Below are 19,583 nucleotides of genomic sequence, written 5' to 3' on the forward strand. Positions count from 1 at the left end.
GTTTTGGCTGTTGCACGTATGCAGCCAGCCCAACGCATGGCCCCCCATTATTGATTTGCATCATGGAGATTACATCGTTCGATCAGTTTGAGATCAACCGGCAGTTGTTGAACGCAGTAGCCGATTTAGGCTATACCGAGCCGACCCCTATTCAGCAAAAGACCATTCCGCTGAGTCTAGGCAATCACGACGTGCTGGGCATTGCGCAGACAGGTACCGGCAAAACGGCCGCTTATCTGCTGCCGCTGCTGATGAAAGTGAAATACGCCCAGGGCACCCATCCACGGGCGCTCATTCTGGCTCCTACCCGCGAGCTGGCACTGCAAATCAACGAAGCCATAAGCCAGCTGGCCAAATATACCGACCTGCGCCACCTGGCTCTGTATGGCGGTTTAGGCCCTAAAAAGCAAATAGAAACGCTGAGCCAGGGCGTAGACATTCTGGTGGCCACTCCTGGTCGCTTCATCGACCTGTACCGACTCGGGCATATCGTTACCAAAGACATCAGGACTATGATCCTCGATGAAGCCGACAAAATGATGGATATGGGATTCATGCCCCAGATCCGGGCCGTTCTGGAGGTTATTCCGTCGAAGCGGCAGAACCTGCTCTTCTCGGCAACCTTCGGCGGGCGCGTTGAGCGCCTGTCGTCAGAATTTCTCGAAGCGCCGATCAAGGTTGAGGTTACGCCACAGGCTTCAACGGCTGCGATGGTAAACCAGGTTCTTTATCAGGTGCCGAACTTCCGGACCAAAATCAATCTGCTCGACTACCTCGTTACCCGCGACGATTTCACGCGGGGTATCATATTTGCCCGAACCAAAGGCACCGCCGACAATATTTATAAGTTTCTGGCCCGTAAAGTGATTGAGTCGGATCAGATTCGGGTCATTCATGCCAACAAAGGCCAGAATACCCGTATCAACTCGATGGAAGCTTTTAAGGAAGGCAACATCCGGGTGCTGGTATCGACCGATGTGGCAGCCCGTGGTATCGACGTCGTCGAAGTCAGCCACGTCATTAATTTCGACGTGCCGCTCATCTACGAAGACTACGTACACCGCATCGGCCGCACGGGCCGCGCCAATCATACCGGCGAGGCTATCACCTTTATGACCATAGCCGAAGAGTATCACGTTCAGAAGATCGAAAAGATTATCCGGATGACGATACCGCGCGTTCCTATTCCGAGGGTCGTCGAGATTACCGAAACGCCTTTCGACGAGCAGCAGGCCCTGTTGCGCGAAGTCGACGAACAACGCCGGAAAGAAGATCCGACGTTTCTGGGCGCTTTCCACGAAAAGAAAGCAAAAAATATGGCACCGGCCCGATCCAGAACTGGCACGAGTCGCCCTGGCAGCAGCGCCAAACCAGCGTCGCGCTCTACGGGCCCGCGCCCCCGGACCGGCGCAGCAGCAGGTTCTAAACCAGGCGGATCGAAACGCTCGGGGGGCCGCGGCAATCGCCGTTAATTCCGTAAAAATGTACTAACTTGGTTGCCTTCTTCGTTCTACCGGAACATACTACTCCTCTGGTGTGCTGACCGTTATGCGTGTTCGAATGAATCTGATGCAGCTAAGTCTCGTTGTTCTGCCCCTGATTTCGGCAGCTCAACCCAAACAGCTCATTACATCAGTCCGCAACAACAGTACGTCGGGTGTTTCGCAATCGTCAGCAACCGCGCAGACGGAAACGGGCGCTCATGCCACCGAAGCCACTACAGAGGCTTCGGGCGGGGCAATCAATACCCTTCCACTTTTTGGCGAACGGCCTAAAACAGCCGAGCAGATCGATCAGGAAGTACATTTTCTGAATGATTGCGACCAGAATTTTGCCAGTCGTCCGGAAGCCAGCGATTTTTTTGCCGCGCGGGGATGGGATTACGTGGCCGATGGTCAACTCGATACCGCGGCTCACCGCTTCAACCTGGCCTGGCTGCTGAACGACAAAAATGCCGATGCGTACTGGGGCCTGGGGGTTGTCTGCTACCAGAAAAACCAGTTGCCCGACGCAATCAGGATGCTGAAGCGCGGGCTCAGCGTTGCCGACAGCAATGCCGTACTGATGACGGATCTGGCCACGGTGCAGATCAAATATCACCAGGAACATGCCTCTCCCGAAATGCTCGACGAGGCCGAAGCAGCCCTGCAGCGGGCCGTAGCACTGACCCCCGCCAATGCCACTTCTTTTCAGAAACTGTCGCTGGTTAGCTACCTGAAAGCGGATTACGCCAAAGCCTGGGATTATTTCCATCAGGCCCGCAACCTCGACCTCTCGCAGCTGGATTTGAATTACCTCAACGATCTGCTGGCCAAACACCCTGATCCGAAGGGCGTTTTTAAGTAGGGTGCCGACTTAATTTTCGGTTTCGTCTTCCTGAATCGTCTTTTCTTTGGCCCGCTCAAAGGTCACTTTCCCTTTCTCGTCCCACTCCGTCAGTACGATCGGCTCAAAGTCGGCGTCCCATTGGCTGCTGCCGTGCTGAACGATCTTCCGGCGCATTCGGCGACCGCCCGGCGTACTGGGGTAGAATTCTGTCCAGCGGCCTATTTTTACGCCATTGTCATACTTACCTTCTTCGGCCAAAGCACCGTTTTCGTGGAAGGCCATGTAAGTACCGGTTATTTTACCGTACTCGACCGGTACGATTTCTTTGATCTTATGATGGGTCGAGTCGTAATAGGTCAATTTTGAGTCGGCCGGTACGCCCTGACGCCAGTAAGTTTTATCGATCAGCATGAATTTGCTGTCGTATTTTTCCCAGCGGCCGTCTTTCATGCCGGCGTAATAAAATCCTTCCTCAACCAGCTCGCCGTTCTGGTATCGTTTATAGGGTCCGTGCAGGAGCAGTCCGGTTCCTTCGTCGCGAATGATGGAACTCGATACCCGGGCGCTTCGCTGATAATAGCGGTAGATGTCGCGGACATAAGGCAGTGGCTTGGCGGCATCGTTACTGCGCAGAATCGAAAACTCTTCTACGATGGTTCGATCGCCACTTCCCATCTTCGTATAGGCCTTCACGATCGAGAGCCCCTCGTATTCAGTCTTCAATAATTTTTTCTTGCTTTTCCGGTCAGCCTTCAATTTCTTGAGCTGTTTCACCTTAAGACCCAGATCGGCCGGGATGATCGTTGACAGGTAGGCATCCTTCTGTTCTTTCAACGAAGAAGTGGTGGGGACACCCAGCGTTGTCATGGTCGATGATACCGACGAAAATGAGGAAAAAGGAGATGGAGCAGCCCCCGACGGCTCAAGAACTGGTTTAGAAGCAGTTGTCAGCGAGGCCGGTGCGCTTGTTTGCGCCTGCGATTTATTTACAATTATTATATTCAGTAAACTTATTATATAATAATATTTGAAATTTTTGGCGAACATAGGTCTGGCAAACGATTGATAAACGATGTTTGTTAGCTTTGTGTAAAAGCAGGCGCTGGTCTTTATAAAACGCTCTGTCAGGTCTTACTATTTTGTATATACTCAGCCGGATGGTCCGGTAGTTCATTCATAATCAACCGTCGTGGAAAAACAGGCTCGCATTTACGTGGCCGGACACCGGGGCATGGTCGGTTCGGCCCTTGTCCGAAAGCTCCAGGCCGAAGGCTACTCTCAAATCATCACCCGTACTTCGTCCGAACTGGACTTGCGAAATCAGGCGGCCGTGGCCGATTTTTTCGCGGATGAACGTCCTGACTACGTATTCTTGGCCGCTGCCAAAGTTGGCGGTATTCTGGCTAACAACACCTATCGTGCCGAATTTCTGTACGATAACCTAATGATCGAGTCGAACATCATTCACAGCGCCTATAAAACGGGGGTGAAGAAGTTGTTGTTCCTGGGCTCATCGTGCATTTATCCGAAGCTGGCGCCACAGCCGCTCAAGGAAGAGTACCTGCTCAGCGGGTATCTTGAACCAACCAACGAGCCGTATGCCATTGCCAAAATTACGGGTATCAAGTTGTGCGAAGCGTACCGGAGTCAGTATGGCTGCAATTTCATCTCGGCTATGCCTACCAACCTCTACGGCCCAAACGACAACTACGACCTGAATGGCTCGCACGTACTGCCGGCGTTGATCCGCAAATTTCACGAAGCCAAGGTGAATAACCTGCCTACCGTAGAAGTATGGGGAACCGGATCACCCCGGCGCGAATTTCTGCATGCCGACGATCTGGCCGATGCCTGTTTCTTCCTGATGGAGAATTACGACGATGAGTTGTTTGTTAACATCGGAACCGGCGAAGACGTTACGATTCGCGAAGTGGCCGAACTGATCAAAGAGATCGTTGGCTTCGAAGGTGAACTCCGCTGGAACACCGATAAGCCCGATGGTACGCCCCGCAAGCTGATGGACGTTTCCCGGCTACACTCATTGGGCTGGAAACACGCCACCGAACTGAAAGACGGCCTCGAGAAAACTTATCAGGATTTCCTGACTAACGAGGTCATGTACGTCGAGTAGAGACGCAGTCGCACCGGCGATCCGGCCTTTGCGTCTCATACGCATCAGCAATAAAGTCACTCGCGTCTCATACACCTCAGCACTTTTAGTATTTTATACAGGAACGGCCTGCGTATCAACGAATCGTTGACGCGCAGGCCGTTCTTACGTGGTCATACTTTTTATGGCTAACGCATCGGAGACGCGATGGCCGGGGCGCCGGTGCGATCGCGTTTTTACAGTTTGCGGGCTGGGTTGCCAAATACCGTGGCGCTGGCCTCGATGTTTTCGATGACGACCGACCCGGCACCGATGCGGGCGTTTTTACCGATTGTTACCCCGGCAACGATTGTAACTCCGGCGCCAATAAAGGCCCCCTCTTCAATGATGGCCCCACTGCTGATTACGCTCCCGGTTCCTACCTGCACATAATCGCCGAGCTTCGCCTGGCTTTCGATAACAGCGCCTGATTGAATAATGCAGTGCTGGCCGACTTCGGCAAACGCGTTCACAACAGCCCGGGCCGCAATCAGGTTACCGTGGCCTATGGTGGCTAAAGCCGACACAACCGCCGTATCATGAATGGCGTTGACGGGCTGTACTTTCCGCCGTTCGTTCAGCATTTTCACGATCCGCTTCCGTACCCGGCTGTCGCCGATGGCAACGAACGCTTCACATTTTTGTCCAATCAGCTTCAGATACCCATCATCGTCCGTCTCGCCCAGCACCGAAACGTCGCCAAACTCTTTTCCGTGCAGGTCTTTATTGTCATCCAGCAGGCCGTATACAACGACGGTATTCCGCTGAAAAAGGTCTAATACAGTCAGTCCGAGGCTTCCTGCCCCAAAAATCAATACGGGGTTTTCCATCAATTATCTTATTAAGTCAATGTGAATTACCATCTGTTAATGGCTATATATTTACCAATTTGGTAACAATGTGGTAAATACTACTTCATGTATGAACGGTAGCTTCGTCCATGAGATCAAGTACACAGTTCCGAACCATTGTGCTTTCTGATATTCATCTCGGTACCGCCGGGTCGAAAGCCAAAGAAGCGACCGAGTTTCTGCGCAATTACTCCTGCCAGAAATTGATTCTGAACGGCGACATCATTGATGGCTGGCAACTGAAACAGTACAGCACCTGGAAGAAAAAACATACTGCCTTTTTTAAAACGGTTTTAAAGCAAATCGTTCACTACGATACCAAAGTTGTCTATCTGCGCGGTAACCACGACGACTTTCTGGACCAGGTGATGCCGCTGAAGGTAGGCAAGAATTTCTCGATCCGTAAAGATTACACCCTCAGCTCGGGCACCCGCAAATTTTACGTTACCCACGGCGATGTCTTTGATTCGATAACCTCGCAGATGAAGTGGCTGGCGTACCTGGGCGACATTGGTTATACATTCCTCCTTTGGGTCAATAAGTTTTATAACCAATACCGTAACTGGCGTGGTCTGCCCTACTACTCGCTCTCGCAGCAGATAAAAGGACGAATCAAACAGGCCGTCAACTACATATCGGACTATGAGCAGAAGCTGACCGAGCTGGCCCGCGCCCGAAACTGCGACGGTATCATTTGCGGCCATATTCACCAACCCGCCATTCATAATTTCGATGGTATCATCTATATGAACTCGGGCGATTGGGTCGAATCATTGAGCGCGCTGGTCGAAGACCACGACGGCAACTGGAGTCTGCTCTATTACACATCTGATCTATCTGACGAGGACGACGAAGAGGCCAGGGTAAAAAAAGCCGCCCGCAAAGCGCAGAAGGCTTTGTCTGAACCGGCTGTCTAACCATAAACCCGGTCTAACCGGTTGCCTAAATCGGTTAGACCTCATCTCCCCAACCAGTATGCGAGTTCTTTTTCTAGTCCAGGGCGAAGGTCGTGGGCACCTGACACAGGCCTTGGCTCTGGCCCAGATACTTCAAACGGCCGGGCATGAGGTCGTGGGTGCCCTGGTTGGCGTGACAGAAAACCGGAACGTTCCTGATTTTTTCAGCTCAGCTTTCGCGGCTCCCATAACCCCCGTTTTCAGCCCGGGTCTGGTCTACAACGCGGGTACCAACGCGCTGGAACCAACAAAGACAACGCTGCGGGCCATCCGATCTGTCAGGCCCTTCTGGCGCAGTCTGAAACAGGTGCGAAAAGCTATCGAGACGCTGCGGCCCGATGTAGTCGTCAATTTTTACGAGATGCTGGGCGGCTTAACCTACGCGTTGATGAAACCATCGGTCCCTATGATTTGTGTAGCCCATCAATACCTGGCGTTCCATCCTAACTTTCAGCGGCCCCGACATCAGTGGTTATACGAACAGGCGTTCAAGCTCAACACCCGACTCACGTGCTTTGGGGCTCAGGAGCTGCTGGCCTTATCATTCGACAAGCAGGCCGATGCCCCCGAACGGCGGGTGCGCGTTGTTCCTCCCCTGCTCCGGCGCGAAGTTACCGAACTGAAGGCCGTTGCTGGTGATTTCCTGCTGGCCTACGTCACCCAGCCCGGCCTGCGTAGCGAGCTGGAGAAAGCGCACCAGAGAAACCCGAAGGTTCCAATGCATGGCTTTCATAGTGGTATTCAGGAAGCGGATCATGCTGTCGATGAGACGCTGACCTACCATGCCATCGATGGCCAGCGCTTCCTGGATTACATGGCCCGTTGTAAAGCCGTTGTCACCACGGCCGGCTTCGAGTCTGTTTGCGAAGCCGCCTACCTTGGTAAGCCCGCCCTGATGATTCCTCAGCCCAACCATTTTGAGCAGGCCGGTAACGCCCTCGACGGGCAACGGGCCGGTGTAGGCGTAGCCACTGACCGCTTTGACCTGGATACCTTACTGGACTATCTGCCTCAACACGACCCGCAGGTTAGCGACCGGTTCAGAGCGTGGTATGGTCAAGGCTATTTCCTCTTCCTGGCCGCTATGAACCGGGCTGTTGCCTCGCGACCTACCTCTTCGGGTGGGTTCTTCCTGAGTCGGATGCGGCAGCTACTGCGGTCGTAACAAACGACGTCAATTTACGCGCCGTAGGGGAACTGGAGCGGGTCAGGAAACCGGAATGTATATGGTATCTGCTGTTGCAGTTTGCTCGTACCAATCAACTTGTATGGGATGGGCTGTTGAGGGGTAACGAAGGTTGGCAGCGCGTAGCTAAAATCAGCGCAGCTTTTCCGGTAGATGGCCTCACGCGTCGGGTGTTCAGGAGCAACGCCGTTGAAAACGCCAGTAATGGCCTGGTCTATTACAACCGTAAGTATACCCACCGCATCGTCGCGATGCAGATAATTGACCGGTACAGCCCCGCTATCGACGGTTCTGCCGGCTACGTATTTTCCGGGGATACGGTCATATCCCATCAGGCCCCCAAACCGGAGGATGGTTACCTTACAACCGGGTTGCAGGCGCTGCACCAGTTTTTCGGCCCGTACAAGCGCGGGAGCGGCAGACTGGTCTTCGGTTGTTACATCGGCTTCGTCTACGGTGCGGCTCAGTTCGGGGTATACGGATGTCGAACTGACGTAAATGACATGCGCTACCTTCGCCGACCGGATTGCGTCGGTCAGATAAGCCACCTGCTGCGGATGAAAGTCATCGCCGAGTTTGCCTGCTTTGGGCGGTACATTGATAACAACCGTATCAGCATTCAGCAGAGCCTCCAGATTACCAACCGGTTCGGGACCCAGTTGCAGTTTATAGGCATCGATGCCCCGCAAACGAAGCGTGTCGACTTTCTCGTCAGAAGTTGTGCTGCCCCGAACCTGGTATCCTTCGGCCAGGAGTTGATCGGCCAGGGGCGCGCCGAGCCAGCCACAACCGATAATTGAAATGACGTTACGCATCAATCAGAAGCTAATTCCAAAGCTGATGGCCCTTACATCGGGACCAAGGCCTTCTTCAAACAAGGGGCTCAGGTCATATTTTACTAAAAATTCGGTATTCCGTATGCCCAGTTGCGTCATGACTCCATAGCGGAAGTCTGACAGATTGAAGTTTGAGTGACGACGATCTCTACTCCCATCGGCTTCTTTGATCTTGCGGTAGCTGTCGAGCCGGTAATTTCCATACATCCCGATCCCGATATGACCTGCCCGACGATTACGACTGTCGTAGAAGGTGAGCCTGGGAACGACCGGTATACCAATGGTACATACGGTCAGCTTGCTTTTACGCAGGTCGCGCTGGGCGTCGGGAAACGCAACACCGGTAGTTGTTTTCTCCGCATAGTTGTTGCCTTCAAACATGAAGTTATTCCAGGCCAGTTCCAGGCCGTAGTACAGCTTCAGCGACGCCCGCTTGCCCCGGATCAGGGTCGGTGTCGAGCTAACCGACAAAGCAAAATATCGGGATCCGATGGGCCTCAGGTCATAACTATCTTCCGGATAAGCCGGAACGTCGCTCTGTACGATATAATTGTTAAGCCCGATGCTACCGCCAAAATTCAGGCGTCCGAAGTCGCCCCGGTTGCGCCGGCGGGTCTCCTTATAATCCCGATCGGTCCGGCTATTCTCTGATTTTTTTTGGGTCGAGTCGGCACTGGCTCCGTCGGTATCGCCTACTACAATCCTGACCCCGTCTTTGGTTTTAGTAACCACCAGCACGGTATCTTTCAGATACTGATCACCATCGCGTTTGATAGCCGCCGGCCCGCCGGGAACCGAATCGAGCTGCATGCTCATTTCCCGGACAATTTTATTGAGATCATAATTGGACAGGGCCTGAATACCGGCTTTATCAGGTGCATAGATAACCATCCGGGTCCGGTTCGCGAATCGGATCACCAGCGAGTCGGCCGGGCTGACCGGTTTTGCCTGCGCGCTCATGCTGAGCAGTAAGACCAGGACAACGAAAGTCCCGTATAGGAGTCGGTTCATTGTTTGGTAGGTTTGTCTTTATCGATAGAGTGCTTGAGGCCATTGTAGGCCCGGCTGAGCAGGCTCCGCTCTTCGGTACCGGCGTCTTGTCTGGCAAAAATGTCGCCCTGCTTCACCCGCCGAACCTGCTGCCAGAAATTACCTCCTTTGGCCTCTTTTGAAGGGGTTTCTTCCCCCTCCGGTTGACCCTCATCAGCCGAGCTTTTCACCACCTGCCGTGCCGCTACCAGCCGCTCAGGTTCGGCAATCGTTACGGTCAGCACCCGCTCAGCCAGTTTAGCTGATGCTACGGCCCGTTCGGGAGCAGAGGCCTGCCGGGGCTCGACCGGAGTCGTGTCCAGCCGGTCTGGCTCGGTTGTAGTAGCCGGTTTGTTTTGCGCCACCATAGGCTCGCTGATCGCTTCGACCGGCTGTTTAGGCTGTGGCGTAGCCACTGGCTGATGTTGGGTTTGGCTGGCCTGGCCAGCGTTCGGCAGGACATCGTTATCCGCCACTTGGTTTGCTGTCGGCTCGACCGAATTGGCGGTAGCCGGACCGGTTTCGGGCTGTGTAGTTGTTTCGGTTTTGGCCAGATCGACTTCACCGGCGCGTTCGGCAGCCGGTGCGCTGCTTTCGGGTTGGCTCTTTTTAGCGGTTTTGGCCGCAGCAACCTGCCCGTCGGTTTGACTATTTCCGGGTTGGTCCGCTGACAAATACAACCAGCCGAACAAACATACCAGCAACACACAGGCCGCAGCCGCCATGTAACGTTGTAGGGCCGGGTTGCTCCAGATCGGCACAACCGGTGTTTTCTGGTGTTGAGCGTTCATGCGAGCCTGTAACCGCTCGAAGCCGCCTTCAGTAGGCGGCAGGGCTGTATCCCGCAATCGACGCGCAAACAAGTCGTCGACAGGTGATTTATCGGCCGAGTGTTCGTTGTGTTTTTTCATAAGTGTCTTTCCTGATCTGGGCCTGCCCCGATGCCCCCAGTTCCGCTTTTTTAACGAGCGTCTGTAACATCATCCGGGCCCGGCTCAACTGTGATTTTGAAGTACCCTCCGAAATGCCAAGTGTATCGGCTATTTCGGCATGAGAATAGCCTTCAATAGCATAAAGGTTAAAGACCGTTCGGTAGCCATCGGGCAGCTGAGCGATCATTCGCAACAAATCCGTTTCATTCAGCGACGCATCGGCCCATTCATAATCCGGCTCGACTGTTACATCGTCGAGCGGGAGTTCCTGCCGCCATTGCTTCGATTTTCGCAGGAACATTAGTGATTCGGTGACCATGATGCGTCGGATCCAGCCTTCAAAGCTGCCATCTTCCCGGAACTGGTCAATTTTTTCGAACACACGCATGAACCCATCGATCATAACCTCTTCGGCATCGGCCCGGTTGGCACAATAGCGCGTGCATACCGCCAGCATTTTGCCTGCATACCGTTCATAAACAACCTTATGCGCCCGACCTTCGGCCCGTCTTAGGGCCGCAATCAGTTGCGTTTCAGTCGAGAAAAACGGTATAAGTCGTAGCATACGAGTTCAGGTTCATTGGCAAGATGCATAATAGACACACTCGGGTTGCATGAACCTCAAAAAAAATAAAGCCCGAAACCCGTTTTGCGAACAAAATAGATTTCGGGCTTATGATTTCCCGGCAAAAAACAGTTTATAGTCCGGGCTGGTACTTTATTCCTGCCACGTAGTGCAGCCACAGTACCCGCGAAAACCGGAAGTTGACAGGTGCGATCAAAACCATGGCGGGTGCAATAACGGCTACGTATACCCAGCCACCGGGATCTCCTGCCAGATAAAACAGTAGAAATCCCAGCACCAGTGCCACACCACCCGATGTGGCATAGCTTACGAACATAGCGCCGTAAAAATACCCCGGCTCTACTTCGTACTTCAGCCCACAATGTGGACAGAATTCATACATGTCGTCGAAACCGCGCAGTGAATAAAAGGGCCTGCTGAAGATTTTCCCTTTCCTACACCTGGGACAACGCCCTTCTGACACGGCCTGCAATTTCGAGACGTTTTCCATGCTCCAGTCTACTATTCCTGTACCAGAGATAACCGATGCTGGCGACCAGTAGGTATGGAATAACCAACAAATACAAAATGCCGACGTTCAGTTCTGACGCCACAACGCTTCGTCCGTTGCTGACGGTACTTTCTACCGTTCCGCGGCACATAGCACACTGGGCCATCAGATCAGGCCCTACAGCCAGAAGAATAACAAATACAAACCAGGTTTTCCAGTTTTTCACGGCTTACGGTGATTTAGTGGAGATAATACGGCTTGATCAGCAGGTATACGATCACACCCGTTGTGCTCACGTATAACCAAATGGGATATGCCCATTTTACCGTTTGCTTATGCTTACTGATTTGGTTGGTGACCGCAAAGTAAACAGCCCTCAACACAAACCAGACAACTACGACCGACAGGACAATATGCGACACCAGCAGAAAGTAATATACTGGCCTGATCCAGCCTTGTCCGCCAAAGGGCGTCGACTCATTGGTCAGGTGGTATAAAACATAGCTCACCAGAAACAACGAACCTAGGGTAAAAGCGGTTAGCATTGTCCGCCTGTGTGCAGCAACATTTTTCTGCCGGATGAAATACAACCCCATAATCAGGAGCAACGACGTAGCTGAATTTATGACAGCGTTAATATGGGGCAGGTAGGTTGTCCAGCTTCCCAAGTCAACTTTCTGCCGGACCCCCAGCAGTACTGCCACCGCTACCGGAATGGCGATTGACAATACATTAATGATCCGATTAGCCTTCTGCTCCTGCACCGGCGATTGTAGCGTTTCCATGCGTGTATAGTGGGAAATCAGATGGAATCATCACTCAATTAGCGTTCCAGTCGGCGTCAGGTATCTTTGCTGTAGATGTCCAGCAGCACCCGGATTTCGAGTACCAGCCGATCTACATCTTCTTTGTCTGTTCCGTCGTAGAACCCTCTGACAATGCCCTCTTTATCTACTAATACCAACTTTTCGCTGTGAATAAAAGTTTCGTCCGGCTTGCCCTCTTTGACCCCGGCATCAACTACCGGCAGGTAATAACCATGCAGCGCCAGGTCATAGATGTCGGCCTTAGATCCTGTCAGAAAATACCACTTGCCCGGGATGGCTCTATAGCGTTCTGCGTAGGCCTTCAGTTGGGCTGGACGGTCATGTTCAGGATCGACCGAGTGAGACAAAAAAACCAGATCGGAGCGGTTCACAAATATGTCCTGCACCCGGGTCAGCTGCGATGAGATTTTGGGGCATACCGTTCCGCAGCGGGTGAAGAAAAAGCTGGCAACGTAGATTTTCCCTTTTACGACCGACTGGTCGATCGTTTTCCCATTCTGATCGATGAGTTTGAAAGGCGGGATGTGATTGTAAATGGTGTCGGTTATCTGACTACCATCTGCCTGGGTAACCTTACCAATCAGGGGTTCGCCCCGGGCCGAGTCGATTTTTGGCAGATAACGTGGTAAAACGTAGTGATTCTGCGTACCAAACCGCAAAAATAGATACAGCAAAGCCGGGACCAGCAGCGTAGCGAGCAGGATCCCGGCTTTTCGTGTAGTCGTCATGACTTACCTAAGTTCAAAAATGGACCCGCCTTCTGTGAGTAGGGCTGCCAATAACCAGACGATAAAGATTACTGGTACAACGATAGCCCAGATCAGGCTTTTCACTTCATGGCGAAGGTGCATAAATTCACCTACAATGTAGAACGCTTTAACCAGCGTCATGATGATGAAGAGCGACGTGCGGAACCCGCCAGCATGCATCAGAAAGGCCAGTGTAAATTCAACAGCCGTAATAGCTGCCAGAATCCAGAATGTGCGCCAGATAACTCCCGTGTTAGCCGGCTGAATCTCGGTACCGCCGTGACCGTGATCGTCGTGATAGTGTGTATTTTCAGTCATTGCTGTAGTGATGCTTACACCAGATAGAAGAACGTAAAGACAAATACCCAAACCAGGTCAACAAAGTGCCAGTACAGACCTACCTTTTCAACCATTTCGTAGTGACCACGACGATCGTACAAGCCGGTGGCGGCCCGGTAGAAAATCAGGATATTCAGCACAACGCCACTCAATACGTGCGTACCATGGAAGCCCGTAATGAAGAAGAACAGATCGGCAAAGGCCGGGGGGCCATACTGGTTCTCGGTCAGGTTAGCGCCGAAGATAGTCCGCTGTACGGTTTGCCCGTTTACCAGTTCGCTGATTACGGTGCCGGTCTCGGTGCCATGGATAAAGTGCGACCATTCCCACGCCTGGCTTCCAAGGAAGGTAATACCACCCAGGATTGTCCAGAGCATATATTTCTCCACATCCTTACGGTCCATCCGGTGACCAGCCTCAACGGCCAGTACCATGGTCACGCTGCTGAAGATCAGGATAAAAGTCATGATACCCACAAAAATCAGTGGCGCATCAATACCGTGCAGGAACGGAACCGCATTGTACACTTTCTCAGGTGTTGGCCAGTACAAGTTCGAGAACTTGAATACTTCGCCATAGATGGCTGGGTCCCAGGCTGGATAACTGTAACGAATCAGACCGTAGGTTACCAGCAGGGCTGAGAACGTGAACGTATCTGAAATCAGGAAAAACCACATCATCAACTTGCCATAACTGGCATTCATCGGCTCGACACCACCCATCCAGGCTTTCTTGTCGAACGTTTGTGCTGAGTCAGTTGCTACGGTATTTGTCGTCGCAGTAGCCGCCATCGTTTAAGAGATTATCAATGAAAATAGACTAAAAAGAAAAACAGGTACAGCCACAGAATGTCTAAAAAATGCCAGTACGTGGCGGCAATTTCAATCTGGTTTAAGCTTTTCGCATGAATACGAAGCCGAAAAGCGGCTACCAGCGCAAACACCAGCACGATAAGGCCGGAAATGAGGTGGAAGCCGTGCAGGCCCGTAAATATGTACATGAACGAACCGGCCGGGTTACCAACAAAGAAGACCTTTTGTTCAACTAGTTCGACCCAGCCCTGGAACTGCATGTACAGGAAAGCCATTCCAAGTGCAAAAGTAATAGTTATCGCTGTCCTCAGGCTGTTGAAGTTATCTTTTTTTGCAGACACGTAGGCCCAATGCATAGTCAGACTGCTCAACACCAACACCACCGAGCTGTACGAAAATATGGGTGGAATTGTATACTCCAGCCAGTTACCCTCGGCTCTGCGTACCAGGTAGGCACTTGTCATAGCCGCAAACAACATGATAATACTCACGATGAATAACCACAGAATGAACTTCCGGGGATTCATCGAGAGGGTTTCTTCGGGTTCTTCCAGAACCGCTATATCCTTTACGATCTCACTCATGGGGCCTTATAGTTTGTCTAACAGATAAACAATCTGCACAACGGGCAGGTACAGTAATGATCCAAACATCATCTGTAATGCTGCTTTATCGGTGCAGGTCCTCATTAAATGAAACGTTTGCGCCAGAAACAAGATTCCGCCGATCATGGCTATAAAGGCTGAATTAATTCCGGTCATTCCCAGGGCATACGGCAGCCAGCCAACCGGAATCAGGAACAGGGTGTAAATCATGATCCGGAAGGCCGTATTTTCGTCTTTAGCTTTACCAGGCATCATTTGAATACCAGCTTTCTTGTATTCGTCGAAAGCGAGCCAGCCAATGGCCCAGAAGTGCGGAAACTGCCAGAAGAATTGAATGGCAAACAGAATTCCGGGAGCCCAGCCGAAATGATTGGTAGCGGCTACCCAGCCGATCATGGGAGGAAAAGCGCCTGGTAAAGCACCAATGTATACGGCAATCTGGCCTTTCCGTTTCAGGGGGGTGTACACAAACCCATACAATAGCAAAGACAGAACCGCCAGTGCAGCCGCCCGTAGATTGAATACTTCGACGTACAGCAGGCAGGCAGCCGAAAAAAGGATGAACGCAAATCCGGCGGCTTCGTTCACTGACAATCGACCGGTTGGCAACGGTCGGCCAGCTGTGCGCTTCATTAGCTTATCTGAGTCTTTCTCTATGATTTGGTTGATGATATTAGCGGCCCCCGTGATGGCAATAGATGCTATTACCAGTACCGCCACTTTCCACCATACAATTACATCAGCTGCCAAACAATATCCGAACACACCCGAGAAAACAACAGCTAGTGTCAGCTTCAGTTTTAACAACTCTATATAGGCTTTCGCTTTCTCGTTGATGAGACGAAGAGCAATTACTTTTTCCATGTTAAGTAGTCTGTAAACTGAGCTTATGAACAGCCAGTTTCGATGAACTTAAAGCGGGGTTTATAAGCAGCCAAATCATAAACTGCACCCCAATCATGATAATTGCCAGAAACAGGTGAATAGGTTGAGCTGCAGCGGGCACTTCGAAGTACCCCATGATAGCACCGGTACCTATTTCGGCCAGTACGGTAAGAATTAGTAGTATGGTCAGTGAGGGTAAAACCCCGGCCTTACTGATTGACCTCACCTTGCTGATTACAGCAACGTGTAGTCCGAAAACTATAAGCGAGAAGGACCGATGTATGTAAAAGCGCCAGTCGAGATTATTGATCCACTCGGCTCGCTGGTTGTAGCCGAGTTGCTTCACGACTTCATCCAGTGCTTCTCGCACCTGCGTTCCTAACAGCACCTGACCCAGTGACAAAATAATTGTCACGACCACTAATCCATTCAGTGACTTCTTACCAGCGCCTGGCAACGGGATCTGCCAATTGGCAGCACTGGCACGCACGTACACAAACAATAAGGCAAAAACGACAAGCACTGCCAAAAACAGATGCAACGTAATCATATAGTGCGCTAACTCAGTGGCTACAACACGGGAACCCAGCCATCCATTGAGGCCAATGAGTACAAAAGCAGCGACACTACCCCAGAAAACGGGCTTGTCTTTTCGTAAATAAGGGAAAGAGGCCACCAGTGTGGCAAAAACAAACAGACCGGAGAGTACACCCAGTAAACGGTTTACGTATTCGATCCAGGTCTTGACAGCATTGAACTCAACCTCTCCCTTCAGCTTAGCGCCGTAGAGCTGCTGATAGTTTGCGGGAAGTTGAGAAGCGTCTGTAGGGGGAATCCATTGGCCGAAGCACTTCGGCCAGTCGGGGCAGCCCATTCCGGAGCCGGTTCCTCTGACAATCCCACCTGCTAATACCAGCAGGTATACGATGATGACTGTCAGAAGAGCCAGGCTCCGGAACTGCCGCTCACGATTATTAGTGAGGTTGCTTGAACTGGTCATTCAGGTTTTGTGCCTCAATCTCTTTCTCCAAACCAATCAACTCGTTCTCATGCGGAAGATTTGATTCTGGAGTTTGCGAATACGGCACGTTTTGAGGAATGAAGTCATCCTTCGCGCCAGGCTTGCTGTAATCATATGGCCAGCGGTAAACAGCTGGTATCTCACCAGGCCAGTTACCATGACCAGGATTGATCGGCGTAGTCCACTCGAGCGTGTTCGATTTCCAAGGGTTCTGGGTTGCTTTTTTGCCCTTGAACAGGCTGTATACAAAGTTCCAGATAAATACCCACTGTGCCGTGAAGGTGAAAATAGCCGCTAGACTAATGAAGCTATTCATATCCGTGAAGATATTCTTCGTGAAGTCATAGCTCGTAAAGGCGTAGTAACGCCGTGGGAACCCGGCAATACCGATATAGTGCATCGGGAAGAACACCAGGTAGATACCAATGAACGTCAGCCAGAAGTGAATGTAGCCGAGCTTCTCATCCATCATACGGCCAAACATCTTTGGGAACCAGTGGTATACACCCGCCAGCAGACCGAACGCCGATGCAGCACCCATTACCAGGTGGAAGTGAGCCACTACAAAGTATGTGTCGTGCAGTTGAATGTCCAGTGCCGAGTTACCCAAAATCAGACCCGTCAGACCACCTGATATGAAGAACGATACCAGACCGATCGAGAACAGCATAGCTGGGGTAAACCGAATATTACCACGCCACAGCGTCGTGATGTAGTTGAACGCTTTTACCGCCGATGGTACAGCGATGATCAGCGTCAGGAACATAAAGATCGAGCCCAGGAATGGGTTCATCCCTGTTACGAACATGTGGTGTGCCCATACGATAAACGCCAGGAAGGCAATACCCATCATGGAGGCAATCATGGCGCGGTAACCAAAGATTGGCTTCCGCGCATTGGTAGCGATGATCTCCGACGTCATACCCAGCGCTGGCAGCAGTACAATGTACACTTCGGGGTGACCCAGGAACCAGAACAGGTGCTGGAACAGGATCGGGCTACCACCTACGTTTGGCAGTGCCTCGCCGGTCTGACCAATGTAAATTTCGGACAGATAAAAGCTCGTTCCGAAGCTGCGGTCAAAAATCAGCAACAGCGCAGCCGACAACAACACAGGGAATGAAATAAGACCCAGAACAGCTGTCAGGAAGAAAGCCCAGATCGTCAGCGGCAGTTTGCTGAACGACATACCCCGTGTACGGAGGTTGATTACCGTGGTGATATAGTTAATACCACCCAGCAGCTGCGAAACAATAAACAGAGCCATACTGACCAGCCAGAGCGTCATACCCAACTGTGAGCCGGGGTGCGCCTGTGGCAGAGCACTCAGTGGCGGATAAACTACCCAGCCACCCGCAGCGGGACCTGTTTCGATGAACAGCGATACGAGCATAACTGCACTGGCCAGGAAGAAGAACCAGTACGACAACATGTTCAGAAAGCCTGACGCCATATCACGCGCTCCAACCTGTAGAGGAATCAGGAAGTTAGAGAACGTACCACTCAAACCGGCAGTCAATACAAAGAATACCATGATGGTACCGTGCATCGTCACCAGAGCCAGGTAAAAATCGGGATCAAGCTTACCGCTCTCGTTAATCCAGTTACCCAGAATCGGCCGCAGAAACTCCAGCTTCATGTCAGGGAAACCTAACTGAAGGCGGAACATAACCGATAAGCTAATACCAATAACAGACCAGATAATACCCGAAATCAGGTACTGCTTAGCGATTGTCTTGTGATCTTCTGAAAAAACGTACTTGCGCCAAAAACTTTGCGGCTCGTGGTGCTCATGTTCTGCTACATGCGCCACGGTTGCCGTGTTAGCTGCTACAGTCGCCATAGTATTTTGGTTTGTTGTCTAAAGATTAACGGATTGTGGTCCGGGCTATTGAAACACCACCGCCCTGTTGAGTGGAGGCTGTTGTGCTGTCTGCAGGAGCAGCAGGCGCATCAGCCGGCAAATACTTGGCCGCTTTTGCTTTCAGATTAGCAGGTATGCGGGCTGCCAGTTCAGGCGTCGATGACAACAAAGGCTTTTGCTCTTTGCACCATGCCTGCCAGGAAGCTTCGTCTTCTACTACCAACCGGATACGCATTGAAAAGTGGCCGCGTCCGCAAACTTCAGTACAGGCAATCTCGTAACCGAAATCCTGATTACCTGTTATATTCCGCATTTCATCGGTGGTTTTATCAGCCACAAACCAGAAGCGTGTTGGCATACCTGGCACAGCGTCCATTTTTACCCGCATGTGCGGAATAAATACGCTGTGCAATACATCCCGTGCCCGGATCTTCAGCAATACAGGTTTGTTAACAGGAATGTGCAACTCCGTTGTCGACGTAAAGTCGTCAAAAGAGGCCTGATCCGTATAATCGATACCTGTATCGTTGCTATTATCAATCAGTTTATAGTTGTAAGCACCCAGCTTGTTGTCATCAACACCCGGGTAACGAACAATCCAGTTAAACTGCTTTCCTACAATTTCAAACACCTGAGCATCGGCAGGAGCTTCGGACATGATGTCCCGCCATGCACGCCATCCGGTGAACACCAGGACCGCCATCACAACCGCCGGAATGACAGTCCAGATCAGCTCCAGCTTGTGGTTTTCCGGGTAGTATGCCGCTTTGTATCCTTCGCGGTGCTGATAGCGCCAGGCAAAGAAAAACAACAGGGCATTGGTAATTAAGAACGCGACCGTAATGATGGCCATAGACAGCCAGAACAGGAAGTCAGTCCGGCGACCATGTGGAGACGAAGCTTCGGGCAGGAAGTAGTCCGATGCATACCAGAACGACCAGACGGCCCCAACCAATCCTACAACAAAGAACACCATGAACAGAGCAGCGTTGATGCGATTGCTCATCCCTATGCGTCCTTCTTCAACTGGCCCTCTGGTGCTTTTAACAACAGCTGCCATTCTGGATATAACCAATACGGCCAGCCCCAGGAATATAACCGATAACAGAGCGACTATATAAACCATGATCAGAAAGTT

23 protein-coding genes are annotated in these 19,583 nt (G+C 51.7%); 6 read left to right on the forward strand and 17 right to left on the reverse strand.

The annotated features are described in order from the left end of the window. The first annotated feature begins 62 nt into the window (after positions 1–62). Together B1C80_RS15365 and B1C80_RS15370 are read left to right on the forward strand one after the other, a co-directional pair. Positions 63–1,472 carry a DEAD/DEAH box helicase gene (locus B1C80_RS15365; RefSeq protein WP_077922079.1) on the forward strand — a complete coding sequence of 470 codons (1,410 nt, stop codon included), beginning with the start codon at positions 63–65 and terminating at the stop codon, positions 1,470–1,472. A gap of 76 nt (positions 1,473–1,548) precedes the next feature. Continuing rightward, entirely contained in the window at positions 1,549–2,346 is a 798-nt protein-coding gene (locus B1C80_RS15370; protein ID WP_077922080.1) for a tetratricopeptide repeat protein, read from the forward strand. 9 nt (positions 2,347–2,355) lie between these two features. Here the strand turns inward: B1C80_RS15370 and B1C80_RS15375 are convergent, their stop codons facing one another. Beyond that, the gene (locus tag B1C80_RS15375; RefSeq protein ID WP_077922081.1) at positions 2,356–3,195 is read right to left on the reverse strand and encodes a toxin-antitoxin system YwqK family antitoxin; all 840 of its coding nucleotides are present in this window, start codon (positions 3,193–3,195) and stop codon (positions 2,356–2,358) included. Between B1C80_RS15375 and B1C80_RS28730 the strand changes: the two genes are divergently transcribed. Next, positions 3,194–3,349 carry a hypothetical protein gene (locus B1C80_RS28730; protein ID WP_236648802.1) on the forward strand — a complete coding sequence of 52 codons (156 nt, stop codon included), beginning with the start codon at positions 3,194–3,196 and terminating at the stop codon, positions 3,347–3,349. The two genes, B1C80_RS15375 and B1C80_RS28730, sit on opposite strands and share 2 nt — an antisense overlap. A gap of 168 nt (positions 3,350–3,517) precedes the next feature. After that, on the forward strand, positions 3,518–4,459 hold the full coding sequence (locus tag B1C80_RS15380; RefSeq protein ID WP_077922082.1) for a GDP-L-fucose synthase: 942 nt from the start codon (positions 3,518–3,520) through the stop codon (positions 4,457–4,459). 215 nt (positions 4,460–4,674) lie between these two features. Here B1C80_RS15380 and B1C80_RS15385 read toward each other — a convergent pair whose 3' ends face one another. Further along, the gene (locus tag B1C80_RS15385; protein WP_077922083.1) at positions 4,675–5,307 is read right to left on the reverse strand and encodes an acetyltransferase; all 633 of its coding nucleotides are present in this window, start codon (positions 5,305–5,307) and stop codon (positions 4,675–4,677) included. Between the two features lie 110 nt (positions 5,308–5,417). On the opposite strand from B1C80_RS15385, the gene B1C80_RS15390 reads away from it, so the two are divergent. Both B1C80_RS15390 and B1C80_RS15395 read left to right on the forward strand, forming a co-directional pair. Beyond that, a complete protein-coding gene (locus B1C80_RS15390; RefSeq protein ID WP_077922084.1) occupies positions 5,418–6,245 on the forward strand; it encodes a UDP-2,3-diacylglucosamine diphosphatase in 828 nt (275 codons plus the stop codon). A 58-nt stretch (positions 6,246–6,303) separates the two neighbouring features. Beyond that, positions 6,304–7,449, forward strand: coding sequence for a glycosyltransferase family protein (locus B1C80_RS15395; protein ID WP_077922085.1), 1,146 nt, complete (start codon positions 6,304–6,306; stop codon positions 7,447–7,449). Between the two features lie 14 nt (positions 7,450–7,463). On the opposite strand, the gene B1C80_RS15400 is transcribed toward B1C80_RS15395, so the two are convergent. From B1C80_RS15400 to B1C80_RS15470, 15 genes are all read right to left on the reverse strand, one after another. Further along, entirely contained in the window at positions 7,464–8,285 is an 822-nt protein-coding gene (locus tag B1C80_RS15400; RefSeq protein WP_077922086.1) for an NAD(P)H-binding protein, read from the reverse strand. Positions 8,286–8,288: 3 nt separating this feature from the next. After that, positions 8,289–9,317 (reverse strand): outer membrane beta-barrel protein, encoded by a 1,029-nt coding sequence (locus B1C80_RS15405; RefSeq protein WP_077922087.1) that lies wholly within the window; start codon positions 9,315–9,317, stop codon positions 8,289–8,291. Then, entirely contained in the window at positions 9,314–10,246 is a 933-nt protein-coding gene (locus B1C80_RS15410; RefSeq protein ID WP_077922088.1) for a hypothetical protein, read from the reverse strand. Before B1C80_RS15410 ends, B1C80_RS15405 begins: the two co-directional genes overlap by 4 nt. Next, positions 10,215–10,832 (reverse strand): RNA polymerase sigma factor, encoded by a 618-nt coding sequence (locus B1C80_RS15415; RefSeq protein WP_077922089.1) that lies wholly within the window; start codon positions 10,830–10,832, stop codon positions 10,215–10,217. Before B1C80_RS15415 ends, B1C80_RS15410 begins: the two co-directional genes overlap by 32 nt. A gap of 133 nt (positions 10,833–10,965) precedes the next feature. Then, positions 10,966–11,235, reverse strand: a complete 270-nt coding sequence (locus tag B1C80_RS15420; protein ID WP_236648803.1) for a DUF983 domain-containing protein — start codon at positions 11,233–11,235, stop codon at positions 10,966–10,968. Positions 11,236–11,287: 52 nt separating this feature from the next. Further along, positions 11,288–11,569: a hypothetical protein gene (locus B1C80_RS15425; RefSeq protein ID WP_077922091.1), complete on the reverse strand. Its 282-nt coding sequence runs from the start codon at positions 11,567–11,569 to the stop codon at positions 11,288–11,290. A gap of 13 nt (positions 11,570–11,582) precedes the next feature. Further along, complete coding sequence (locus B1C80_RS15430; RefSeq protein WP_077922092.1) at positions 11,583–12,128, reverse strand: DUF420 domain-containing protein; 546 nt, start codon at positions 12,126–12,128, stop codon at positions 11,583–11,585. A 56-nt stretch (positions 12,129–12,184) separates the two neighbouring features. Continuing rightward, a complete protein-coding gene (locus tag B1C80_RS15435) occupies positions 12,185–12,898 on the reverse strand; it encodes an SCO family protein (RefSeq protein WP_077922093.1) in 714 nt (237 codons plus the stop codon). Positions 12,899–12,901: 3 nt separating this feature from the next. Beyond that, a complete protein-coding gene (locus B1C80_RS15440) occupies positions 12,902–13,237 on the reverse strand; it encodes a cytochrome C oxidase subunit IV family protein (RefSeq protein WP_077922094.1) in 336 nt (111 codons plus the stop codon). Between the two features lie 14 nt (positions 13,238–13,251). Beyond that, positions 13,252–14,049: a cytochrome c oxidase subunit 3 gene (locus tag B1C80_RS15445; protein WP_077922095.1), complete on the reverse strand. Its 798-nt coding sequence runs from the start codon at positions 14,047–14,049 to the stop codon at positions 13,252–13,254. A gap of 14 nt (positions 14,050–14,063) precedes the next feature. Continuing rightward, the gene (locus B1C80_RS15450; RefSeq protein WP_077922096.1) at positions 14,064–14,654 is read right to left on the reverse strand and encodes a cytochrome c oxidase subunit 3; all 591 of its coding nucleotides are present in this window, start codon (positions 14,652–14,654) and stop codon (positions 14,064–14,066) included. Positions 14,655–14,660: 6 nt separating this feature from the next. Beyond that, positions 14,661–15,539: a heme o synthase gene (cyoE, locus tag B1C80_RS15455; protein ID WP_077922097.1), complete on the reverse strand. Its 879-nt coding sequence runs from the start codon at positions 15,537–15,539 to the stop codon at positions 14,661–14,663. A 1-nt stretch (position 15,540) separates the two neighbouring features. Then, positions 15,541–16,560, reverse strand: a complete 1,020-nt coding sequence (locus tag B1C80_RS15460) for a heme A synthase (protein ID WP_077922098.1) — start codon at positions 16,558–16,560, stop codon at positions 15,541–15,543. Beyond that, positions 16,535–18,424, reverse strand: coding sequence for a cbb3-type cytochrome c oxidase subunit I (locus tag B1C80_RS15465; RefSeq protein WP_077922099.1), 1,890 nt, complete (start codon positions 18,422–18,424; stop codon positions 16,535–16,537). The genes B1C80_RS15460 and B1C80_RS15465 overlap by 26 nt, the downstream gene beginning before the upstream one ends. 25 nt (positions 18,425–18,449) lie before the next feature. Next, complete coding sequence (locus tag B1C80_RS15470) at positions 18,450–19,571, reverse strand: cytochrome c oxidase subunit II (protein WP_077922100.1); 1,122 nt, start codon at positions 19,569–19,571, stop codon at positions 18,450–18,452. Positions 19,572–19,583: the final 12 nt, after the last annotated feature.

The sequence above is a fragment of the Spirosoma sp. 209 genome (assembly GCF_002006735.1).
Taxonomy (GTDB): domain Bacteria; phylum Bacteroidota; class Bacteroidia; order Cytophagales; family Spirosomataceae; genus Spirosoma; species Spirosoma sordidisoli.

Excerpts from the sequence above, each read along its gene's own strand:
- B1C80_RS15420 (WP_236648803.1), bottom strand. The coding sequence starts at position 11,235 with ATGTATGAATTCTGTCCACATTGTGGGCTGAAGTACGAAGTAGAGCCG.
- B1C80_RS15430 (WP_077922092.1), bottom strand. The coding sequence starts at position 12,128 with ATGGAAACGCTACAATCGCCGGTGCAGGAGCAGAAGGCTAATCGGATC.
- B1C80_RS15370 (WP_077922080.1), top strand. The coding sequence starts at position 1,549 with ATGCGTGTTCGAATGAATCTGATGCAGCTAAGTCTCGTTGTTCTGCCC.
- B1C80_RS15415 (WP_077922089.1), bottom strand. The coding sequence starts at position 10,832 with ATGCTACGACTTATACCGTTTTTCTCGACTGAAACGCAACTGATTGCG.
- B1C80_RS15435 (WP_077922093.1), bottom strand. The coding sequence starts at position 12,898 with ATGACGACTACACGAAAAGCCGGGATCCTGCTCGCTACGCTGCTGGTC.
- B1C80_RS15410 (WP_077922088.1), bottom strand. The coding sequence starts at position 10,246 with ATGAAAAAACACAACGAACACTCGGCCGATAAATCACCTGTCGACGAC.
- B1C80_RS28730 (WP_236648802.1), top strand. The coding sequence starts at position 3,194 with ATGGTCGATGATACCGACGAAAATGAGGAAAAAGGAGATGGAGCAGCC.
- B1C80_RS15375 (WP_077922081.1), bottom strand. The coding sequence starts at position 3,195 with ATGACAACGCTGGGTGTCCCCACCACTTCTTCGTTGAAAGAACAGAAG.
- B1C80_RS15470 (WP_077922100.1), bottom strand. The coding sequence starts at position 19,571 with ATGGTTTATATAGTCGCTCTGTTATCGGTTATATTCCTGGGGCTGGCC.
- B1C80_RS15405 (WP_077922087.1), bottom strand. The coding sequence starts at position 9,317 with ATGAACCGACTCCTATACGGGACTTTCGTTGTCCTGGTCTTACTGCTC.
- B1C80_RS15400 (WP_077922086.1), bottom strand. The coding sequence starts at position 8,285 with ATGCGTAACGTCATTTCAATTATCGGTTGTGGCTGGCTCGGCGCGCCC.
- B1C80_RS15440 (WP_077922094.1), bottom strand. The coding sequence starts at position 13,237 with ATGACTGAAAATACACACTATCACGACGATCACGGTCACGGCGGTACC.
- B1C80_RS15385 (WP_077922083.1), bottom strand. The coding sequence starts at position 5,307 with ATGGAAAACCCCGTATTGATTTTTGGGGCAGGAAGCCTCGGACTGACT.
- B1C80_RS15460 (WP_077922098.1), bottom strand. The coding sequence starts at position 16,560 with ATGACCAGTTCAAGCAACCTCACTAATAATCGTGAGCGGCAGTTCCGG.
- B1C80_RS15390 (WP_077922084.1), top strand. The coding sequence starts at position 5,418 with ATGAGATCAAGTACACAGTTCCGAACCATTGTGCTTTCTGATATTCAT.
- B1C80_RS15395 (WP_077922085.1), top strand. The coding sequence starts at position 6,304 with ATGCGAGTTCTTTTTCTAGTCCAGGGCGAAGGTCGTGGGCACCTGACA.
- B1C80_RS15365 (WP_077922079.1), top strand. The coding sequence starts at position 63 with ATGGAGATTACATCGTTCGATCAGTTTGAGATCAACCGGCAGTTGTTG.
- cyoE (WP_077922097.1), bottom strand. The coding sequence starts at position 15,539 with ATGGAAAAAGTAATTGCTCTTCGTCTCATCAACGAGAAAGCGAAAGCC.
- B1C80_RS15445 (WP_077922095.1), bottom strand. The coding sequence starts at position 14,049 with ATGGCGGCTACTGCGACGACAAATACCGTAGCAACTGACTCAGCACAA.
- B1C80_RS15450 (WP_077922096.1), bottom strand. The coding sequence starts at position 14,654 with ATGAGTGAGATCGTAAAGGATATAGCGGTTCTGGAAGAACCCGAAGAA.
- B1C80_RS15465 (WP_077922099.1), bottom strand. The coding sequence starts at position 18,424 with ATGGCGACTGTAGCAGCTAACACGGCAACCGTGGCGCATGTAGCAGAA.